Source organism: Actinomadura soli (genome assembly GCF_005889715.1).
Taxonomy (GTDB): domain Bacteria; phylum Actinomycetota; class Actinomycetes; order Streptosporangiales; family Streptosporangiaceae; genus Spirillospora; species Spirillospora soli.
The window spans coordinates 1-7,733 of sequence record NZ_VCKW01000325.1 but is presented as its reverse complement, the minus strand read 5'-3'; the positions used below and the strand labels follow the sequence as shown (position 1 = coordinate 7,733).

Below are 7,733 nucleotides of genomic sequence, written 5' to 3'. Positions count from 1 at the left end.
GGCGATGGGAGGAGGCCGTCCGATGCGGCTGGGGATCACGATGTTCGCGACGGACCTGACGATGGAGCCGCACGAGCTGGCCCGGGAGGCCGAGGACCGCGGGTTCTCCTCCCTCTACGTCCCCGAGCACACCCACATACCCGTGTCCCGCGAGACGCCGTCCCCGACCGGGCCCGGGAGCCTGCCCGCGGAGTACGCGCGGACGCTCGACCCGCTCGTCGCCCTCGCGGCGGCGGCCGCCGTCACCGAGCGGATCACGCTCGGCACCGGCATCCTGCTGCCCGCGCAGCGCGAGCCGATCGTCACCGCCAAGGCCGTCGCCACCCTCGACCGGCTCGCCGGCGGACGTTTCGCGCTCGGCATCGGCTACGGCTGGAACGCCGAAGAGGGCGCCGACCACGGCGTGCCATGGAAGCGGCGGCGCGCGATGGTGCGCGAGCACGTCCTGGCCATGCGCGCCCTGTGGACGGACGACGAGACGTCCTTCAAGGGCGAGTTCGTCGACTTCGAGGCGAGCTGGTCATGGCCGAAACCGTCCGGTCGGGTGCCCGTGCTGCTCGGCGGCGCGCCCGGCCCCACGCTGTTCGCGCACATCGCCGAGTACGGCGACGGATGGCTGCCGGTCGGCGGCGCCGGCATCCGCGCGGCGCTGCCCGACCTCCGCCGCGCCTGCGAGCGGGCGGGGCGGGCGACGGTCCCCGTGATCCCCTTCGGGACGGAGCCCACCCCGCGGAAGCTCGACTACTACGCCACGCTCGGGATCGAGGAGGTCGTGCTGCGCGTCCCGTCCGCCGGGCGCGACGCCGTCCTGCCCCTGCTGGACGGGTACGCCCGCTCCTACCTGTGAGCCCCGTGAGCCGCCGGGGTCACCGGATCATCCGGAAGCAGAAGAAGGTCGGGAACGTGACGTACTTGCCCTTTCCCGACTTCACCGCGCCCACGATGATGAACACCCACTGCCCGATGAGCAGTTCCAGGTACGGGAGGATGAACAGGGCCAGGAACGCCGGATTGTCGAGCGCGATCGCGGGCGGCACGCAGACCACCGCCACCGCGAGGACGTGGATCAGCAGGGTGATCTGGTAGTTCAGCGCCTGCGCCGCGTGGAACCGGGTGAACGGCTCGGTGTTCTTCTTCACGCAGTAGATGATCAGCGGCGCGAGGAAGCCGATCACGACCATCCCCACGTAGGAGAAGATCGCCCAGGTCGTCTCCTGCGGGGGCTGCTGCGGCATGCCGTACGGGACGCCCGGAGGCCCGTAGCCCCAGCGCGGGTCGTAGTGGCCCTCGGGCGGAGGCTGACCGGGCGGCGGCCCGCCGGGAGGCGGTCCTCCGGGCGGTGGCTGGTCATAAGGCGGTGGCTGGTCGTAGGGCGGTGCTCCCGGAGCCTGCCCGTAGGCGCCCTGATACGGCGGAGGCTGATCGGGCGGGAAATCATCGGGAGGCGGCGGGGCTTTGTCCGTCACTGGTGGTTCCTTCGTTCCTTGACAGGGGCTCCCGGGAAAGGTACTGCAAGAATCTATCTAAACCCGGATCGCGGCCATGGGCGCAGGCGTTCTCGCCAGTTCCGCGTCATTCGGCCGTTGGACCGCTGTATCGATCCTGGGCCGGTCGCCGGTGCACTACGGTCACCGGATATGAAGGGCGACAAGGGGTCCGGTGGCGCCGGAGACGACGCGGGACCGCGGAACCCGTACCGCTGCCAGGCCAGGACTGGGACCCGCCCGAGATCGATTCACAGCCCCCGATGCCCGGCATGCCGATGTCCAAAGACGGCCCGCCCGCGTTCCCGGCCGGCGAGTTCACGTTCGGCCCCGTCTACGAGGGCCCGCCGTCGTACGCGCACGGCGGCGTCTCCGCACTGGTGCTCGACCAGGTCCTCGGCATGGCCGCGGCCGCCACCGGGACACCCGGGATGACCGCGACCCTGGAGCTGCGCTACCGCCGTCCCACACCGCTCCGTGTCCCGCTCCTCGTGGAGGCGAAGGCGAGCCGCGTCGAGGGACGGAAGGTCTACGCGGCCGGGACGATCGCCGCGCCGGACGGCCGCGTCACCGTCGAGGCAACCGCGATGTTCGTCATGCCGCAGCGGTTCGTCACGTCCCAGTACTGACCGTCCCGTACTGACCTCCCGACCCGGGGCCCGGTCAGTACTCGTACACCTTGACCGCCGGGTCCTGCCCGTACCACGACGCGATGACCGACGAGGTGCGGTCGTCGTTGAGGAAGTCGACGCGGAGCCATCGCTCGGCCTGGGTCACGCGCGTCTCGTAGCCGGGGTTGGGCGTCGCCGACACCAGCCGCACCCGGTCCTTCTCGATCGACATGGCGGCGCGGCCGCCGCGGGTGGCGTAGCTGCGCACGTTGTCCGGCGGCTTCGGGGCGGGGTCGTCGTCCCGTCCGGAGGGCTCCGGCGACGGCGAGGGCGACGGCCCTTCGTCCTTGCCCGCGGGCGGGCCGGCCGGCCTGGACGTCGGCAGCCCGATCGAGGTCGGCCCGGGCAGCTCGGACGGGCTGGAATGGATGATCGGACCCGCGATCGGCGGCGGCGCCGACCGGTCCGACACCGCGCTGCGCACCACGTCGCGGACCCCGAGCCAGGAGAGCGCCACCGCGAGCGCGGTCACCCCGGCCCAGGGGGCAACATACGACATTGCGCGACGCATGGGCACATGGTGGCATACGGTTCCGCCATGGCGAGTGTTCTGGTGGTCGAGGACGACCCGAATGTCCGGACCGCCTTGATCAGGGAGCTGAGCGTGCGTTCGCACGTCGTCCGCAGCGTCGGCACCGCGATGGACGCGCTGCGCGAGGTCACGCAGTCGCCGCCGGACGTCGTCGTCCTCGATCTCGGGCTGCCCGACCTCGACGGCGCGGAGGTCCTGAAGATGCTCCGCGGCATCTCCGACGTGCCCGTCATCATCGCGACCGCCCGCGACGACGAGCCCGAGATCGTCCGGCTGCTGAACGCCGGCGCCGACGACTACCTCATCAAGCCGTTCTCCATCGAGCATCTCAGCGCCCGGCTCGCCGCCGTCCTGCGCCGGTCGGTCCGGTCCGGGCCGACCGCCGAGCTGAGGGTCGGCGGCCTGCACATCGACCTGGACCGGCGGGAGGCGGCGCTGGACGGCGAGCCGCTCGAACTGACCCGCCGCGAGTTCGACCTGCTGGCCTACCTGGCCGCCCGGCCGGGACGGGTCGTGGCGCGCCGCGAGCTGCTCGCCGAGGTGTGGCGGCAGGCGTACGGCGACGACCAGACCATCGACGTCCACCTGTCGTGGCTGCGCCGCAAGCTGGGCGAGACCGCCGCCGCCCCCCGCTACCTCCACACCGTGCGGGGGGTCGGGGTCCGGCTGGCCGAGCCCGGCCCGAGACCATGAGGCGCACCCTCGTCCTGGTGTCGCTCGCGGTCACCTCGATGGTGGCGCTGGCGTTCCTCATCCCGCTCGCGCTGACCGTCCGGGAGATCGCCCGGGACCGCGCCCTCACCACCGCCGAGCGGCAGGCCAGCGCGCTCGGCCCCGTCCTCGTCGTCACCGAGGACCCCGCCGCGCTCGAACGCGCCGTCGCCAGCACCCAGGCGGGCGCCGCCGGGCGGATGACCGTGCACATGCCGGACGGCGGGATCGTCCCCAGGAACGCGTCCCCGGACGGCGGCGCCCGTCCCGATCAGCTCGCCGAGGCGGGACGCCGCGGACGCTCCTACACCGCCCGCGTGGACGGGGGCTACGCGCTCCTGCAGCCGGTGTCGCTGGACGCGGGCCGCACCGCCGTCGTCGAGGTCTACCTGCCCGACGACGACCTGTCCCGCGGCGTGTGGAAGGCGTGGCTCGTCATGACGACCGTCGCCGCCGCGCTCGTCGCCGGGTCCGTCGCCGTCGCCGACCGGCTCGGCAACCGCATGATCCGCTCCACCCGCCGGCTCGCCGAGGCCGCCGGCGCGTTCGGGGACGGCGAGATGTCGGTCCGCATCGAACCGGACGGGCCGCCCGAGCTGGTCGAGGCCGGGCTGGCGTTCAACGCGATGGCCGACCACGTCGTCCAGCTCCTGTCGGCGGAGCGGGAGATGGCCGCCGACCTGTCGCACCGGCTCCGCACGCCGCTCGCCGCGCTCCGCCTCAACGTGGAGGCGCTCGGCGACGGCCCGGTGGTCGAGCAGACCCGCGAGGCCGTCGACCGCATCGAGCGCGAGGTCGACCAGATCATCCGGACCGTCCGCCGGCCCACCGGACGCGGCAGCTGCGACGCGTCCAAGGTGCTGCAGGACAGGGTCGCGTTCTGGTCCGTCCTCGCGGAGGACGAGGGACGCTCCTGCGAGCTGATCGGCGCGGAACGTCCGGCGCCGCTCCCGCTCCCCGGCACCGAGCTGGCCGCCGCCGTGGACGCGCTGCTCGGCAACATCTTCCGGCACACGTCCGAGGGCACCGGCTTCGTCGTCACGCTCCACCAGGGGCAGGGCGTCACCGGCATCCTCGTCGCGGACGGAGGCCCCGGCATCGCCGACCCGGACGCCGCGCTGAAGCGGGGCAGCAGCAGCGGCGGGTCCACCGGCCTCGGCCTGGACATCGCCCGCCGCGCCGCCGAGTCCACCGGCGGCTACCTGCGCATCCACCGCAGCGTCCTCGGCGGCGCGCAGGTGCAGATGTGGTTCCGCACCAAATGGCTGCCGCCCGCCCGCCGCTCCCGCCGCCTGGTCCGCCGCCGCCATTCCCGCACGTAGGACGCCCGCCCTAGCCCGGGCTTAAATCCCGCTTAACACCGGCGCCGCTGCTCCGGCTCGGCTCTAGCTTGACCGCCATGAAGCGTCGCCGCTACGTCGCCGCAGGTCTCGTCGGTGTTGTGGGCCTCGCGGTCGCCGTCCTGATCGCGGTCCTGGGGTTCCTCGCGAGCGGCTACGTCCCCACCGCGCCCAGCTCGTACGTCATCGGCCTGGGGGAGTGGAGTCGCCACCAGCAGGACGTCGACCATGGCGCATCCGGTAATCGCCGATAGCCCCGTTGCAGGAGACGGCACCAACGGAAATCGGGGCCGGCCTCACCCGCCGGCCCCGACCCCTGGCGTCAGCAGTTGGTGTACTTGATGTACCACTTGCCGTTTCCATCGCCGAGCTTGTAGTCGGCGAGCCAGTAGTTGTTGCTGAGCGGCACCCACAGGTACCCGTGCCTACGGACGATGCGGCTCCAGTCCGTGTTGACGGGCTGATTCTTCTTGACCGTGTACTGCACGGGGTAGTTCGTCCCCGGCCCCGACCGGACGTTCAGCTTCGTGACCTGCACCGTCCCGTGGCACCACTGGGCCCGCTGGGCGTTGGCGTACTGGAGCCGCTCCAGCGCCTTGGCGGCGCCTTCAGGCCCCACGACGATGGCGCCGGGCCCCTGCCCTTCCTCTTGCTGCGTGGGCTGCGGCTGAGCCGGCATCGACTCGTCCTGCCCCGGGTTCGGCGGCGGCTCCGACGCCCCGGCGACCGCACCGAGGCTCAGCGCACTCCCGGCCAGCACCGCGGCGGCCGCCCCCACACCGAGCTTTCTCCCTACCTGCATCTCTTCCTCCAGGTTGGTCCGACGTACGCCGCGAACACTACCCAGGGTCACATAAGAGAGACACAGAGTAACGAAGACTCTTCTTGACGTACCCCGGGTAGCCGGGCTCACCGCCGTCGTGGCCCCCGGCCGCAAGCCGCTGACGGACGGTGGCGATCCTGGCTACGCAGGACGCGCTAAGCCCGCTAGCGTCTTCTGGGGTCGCGTGTTCGTCGGGGTGAACGGGCCTTGGGGGTTGGGAGCTGGACTGGTGATCGCGGGTACGGTCGGCTATGCCGAGGCCGCAGAGGTGCTGGCACGGCAATACGAGGGCTTGGAGTTCGCGGACGTCCACAGGGATGTTCTGCACCTGTTCCCCGGCGGCGCGAGCCGGATCCTGGACGTAGGGGCGGGGTCGGGGCGTGACGCCGCGGCGCTGGCGCGTGCCGGGCATCGGGTGGTGGCCGCCGAGCCCACTGACGAACTGCGAGCCCTGGGCGAACGCCTCCATGCCTCCCCACACATCGAGTGGGTGGCCGACGCGCTTCCCGACCTCCCGGCCCTCCCCTCGACGTCCGACTTCGACCTGATCCTCCTGTCCGCGGTCTGGATGCACCTGGACGAGCACGAGCGCCGCAGCGCGATGAAGCGGCTCGCCGTACTTCTCGCGCCGGGCGGACACATCGTGCTGACACTGCGCCACGGACCTGTTCCATCGGGCCGCCGGATGTTCGACGTCTCGGCAGAGGAGACGATCGCCGACGCGAACGCCGCCGGCCTGAGGCTCGTTCATCGCGGTTTCCGGCAGGACGTGCTCGGCCGCCCGGAGCTGAGATGGAGCAGCCTCGGCTTTACGTGCTGAACGCACCAGCTGGGCGTCAGGTCAGGCCAATAGCAGCGATGCCCATATAGTGATATTTCCAGGAACTACCATGCACATGGAATACTGCAAGAAGGCGTGCTTGCGCCAGACGATCTGTGAAAGTGCGATCAACTGCGTACTGAGAACGAGTTCATTGCGCTGGTCGTTGCCATCCTTCAGGGTATTGACCAAGTCGCTGGGAGCCCAGCGTCGTAGATGGCCGAAATAGACATAGTTGCGATTCCAGTTCCGTTTCGCGTCCCTGCGGTTGAGCTGGGGAAAGATCGCAGAGCCCGCCAGAATGATCGCGCAGACGAGTAGGACGACCCCGCTTCGGAAGACCCAGATATTCGGCCCAGAAAGGTGACTGAGCCGATCCTCGGTTTGGACGAAGGCAACGATCAGGCCCAGAACCGCGGTTTCGAGAGTAAGGATCACCGAAGCCTTGGCATCCACCTTCGCAGTCCAATCGTGCAACGCCTGGTGTACCCGCCACGCGTACGCCTCGAATGACTCCTCATCGGATTTGGGCTGCCGGCTACCCTGACTGGATGTCTGCGTCATCTCTCCTCCGCTGCTGGAACCTCCTCCTTGGACGTTGCGGCTCGGTCGATACGACGCAACGATACGAGAACCTGTCCATCGAGTAATCACGACCAGGAAAACAGGTCGGCCCCGCACCCCGATGGACGGCACCGTCCGGGGCCGACGCCCGAGTCGGTACGAGCTGACGGCTGCTACGGCGGCCGCCACCACGACGGGTGCGGCTGTGATCCGGATTAGGCGCCCAGGACAGGCCCCTCCGCCACTCGATCACGCCGGGGCCATCCTCGCCGTGGGGGGCCTGCGGCGTCGTGCCATCCGAAGCCTGTGCCGATGGCGATGACCTCGCCTTTTGTCGACCCGAGAACCGGGCCGCGCGCATTGCTGACTCGCTGCCTGGCCTATGTCTCCGCTTCAGCGCTGGCGACGGGACCAAGCCGACGCCGTCCGCAGACGCGAGATCCAGCAAGAGCCAGGGCGTCGAGCAGGCTGCGCCCGTGCTGCTGACCCGTCCCCGAAGTGCGCGGGGACCGCGCGCCGGGCGTACACGACGGCAGAGTAGACAAGCGGCAGAGCCGGCCCGTCCACCTGTCCCGGCTACGAGGCCCCCGCGCAAGGCCGGAACCATGCAACTGGGAGAACATCACCAATGGCCTTCGACGCAAAGCAACGCGCTAGTGTCCTGAGTCATTAGTTCTTCGTTAGTCGGTAGGGTGTGGGGATGCCGAGCCCGAAGCTGGAACCGGTGGTGTTGTCCGACGAGGAGCGGTCGGTGCTGACCGGGTGGGTGCGCCGTCGCAAGACCTCCC

General features: G+C 70.6%; 10 protein-coding genes. 6 read left to right on the top strand and 4 right to left on the bottom strand.

Annotated features, from left to right (window positions below; genetic code table 11):
* A partial coding sequence (locus ETD83_RS36860; RefSeq protein ID WP_230421431.1) for a TIGR03619 family F420-dependent LLM class oxidoreductase occupies positions 1 to 847 on the top strand: 847 nt, incomplete at its 5' end.
* A 19-nt stretch (positions 848 to 866) separates the two neighbouring features.
* On the opposite strand, the gene ETD83_RS36855 is transcribed toward ETD83_RS36860, so the two are convergent.
* Positions 867 to 1,466 (bottom strand): DUF4870 domain-containing protein, encoded by a 600-nt coding sequence (locus ETD83_RS36855; protein ID WP_138649836.1) that lies wholly within the window; start codon positions 1,464 to 1,466, stop codon positions 867 to 869.
* A gap of 290 nt (positions 1,467 to 1,756) precedes the next feature.
* On the opposite strand from ETD83_RS36855, the gene ETD83_RS36850 reads away from it, so the two are divergent.
* Positions 1,757 to 2,113 carry a PaaI family thioesterase gene (locus ETD83_RS36850; protein WP_205718080.1) on the top strand — a complete coding sequence of 119 codons (357 nt, stop codon included), beginning with the start codon at positions 1,757 to 1,759 and terminating at the stop codon, positions 2,111 to 2,113.
* Between the two features lie 34 nt (positions 2,114 to 2,147).
* On the opposite strand, the gene ETD83_RS36845 is transcribed toward ETD83_RS36850, so the two are convergent.
* Positions 2,148 to 2,654, bottom strand: a complete 507-nt coding sequence (locus tag ETD83_RS36845) for a hypothetical protein (RefSeq protein WP_138649834.1) — start codon at positions 2,652 to 2,654, stop codon at positions 2,148 to 2,150.
* Positions 2,655 to 2,693: 39 nt separating this feature from the next.
* On the opposite strand from ETD83_RS36845, the gene ETD83_RS36840 reads away from it, so the two are divergent.
* The 3 genes from ETD83_RS36840 (at position 2,694) to ETD83_RS36830 (ending at position 4,992) form a co-directional block, all read left to right on the top strand.
* Positions 2,694 to 3,380: a response regulator transcription factor gene (locus ETD83_RS36840; protein WP_171064653.1), complete on the top strand. Its 687-nt coding sequence runs from the start codon at positions 2,694 to 2,696 to the stop codon at positions 3,378 to 3,380.
* On the top strand, positions 3,377 to 4,720 hold the full coding sequence (locus tag ETD83_RS36835; protein WP_138649833.1) for a sensor histidine kinase: 1,344 nt from the start codon (positions 3,377 to 3,379) through the stop codon (positions 4,718 to 4,720). Before ETD83_RS36840 ends, ETD83_RS36835 begins: the two co-directional genes overlap by 4 nt.
* 77 nt (positions 4,721 to 4,797) lie before the next feature.
* Entirely contained in the window at positions 4,798 to 4,992 is a 195-nt protein-coding gene (locus tag ETD83_RS36830; RefSeq protein WP_138649832.1) for a hypothetical protein, read from the top strand.
* Positions 4,993 to 5,060: 68 nt separating this feature from the next.
* On the opposite strand, the gene ETD83_RS36825 is transcribed toward ETD83_RS36830, so the two are convergent.
* On the bottom strand, positions 5,061 to 5,540 hold the full coding sequence (locus ETD83_RS36825) for an SH3 domain-containing protein (protein WP_138649831.1): 480 nt from the start codon (positions 5,538 to 5,540) through the stop codon (positions 5,061 to 5,063).
* 250 nt (positions 5,541 to 5,790) lie between these two features.
* On the opposite strand from ETD83_RS36825, the gene ETD83_RS36820 reads away from it, so the two are divergent.
* Entirely contained in the window at positions 5,791 to 6,381 is a 591-nt protein-coding gene (locus tag ETD83_RS36820; RefSeq protein ID WP_205718079.1) for a class I SAM-dependent methyltransferase, read from the top strand.
* 21 nt (positions 6,382 to 6,402) lie between these two features.
* Here the strand turns inward: ETD83_RS36820 and ETD83_RS36815 are convergent, their stop codons facing one another.
* Positions 6,403 to 6,945 (bottom strand): Pycsar system effector family protein, encoded by a 543-nt coding sequence (locus tag ETD83_RS36815; protein ID WP_138649830.1) that lies wholly within the window; start codon positions 6,943 to 6,945, stop codon positions 6,403 to 6,405.
* Positions 6,946 to 7,733: the final 788 nt, after the last annotated feature.

Coding starts and splice junctions, on each gene's coding strand:
- ETD83_RS36840 (WP_171064653.1), top strand. CDS start 2,694: ATGGCGAGTGTTCTGGTGGTCGAGGACGACCCGAATGTCCGGACCGCC.
- ETD83_RS36815 (WP_138649830.1), bottom strand. CDS start 6,945: ATGACGCAGACATCCAGTCAGGGTAGCCGGCAGCCCAAATCCGATGAG.
- ETD83_RS36835 (WP_138649833.1), top strand. CDS start 3,377: ATGAGGCGCACCCTCGTCCTGGTGTCGCTCGCGGTCACCTCGATGGTG.
- ETD83_RS36825 (WP_138649831.1), bottom strand. CDS start 5,540: ATGCAGGTAGGGAGAAAGCTCGGTGTGGGGGCGGCCGCCGCGGTGCTG.
- ETD83_RS36830 (WP_138649832.1), top strand. CDS start 4,798: ATGAAGCGTCGCCGCTACGTCGCCGCAGGTCTCGTCGGTGTTGTGGGC.
- ETD83_RS36850 (WP_205718080.1), top strand. CDS start 1,757: ATGCCGATGTCCAAAGACGGCCCGCCCGCGTTCCCGGCCGGCGAGTTC.
- ETD83_RS36845 (WP_138649834.1), bottom strand. CDS start 2,654: ATGTCGTATGTTGCCCCCTGGGCCGGGGTGACCGCGCTCGCGGTGGCG.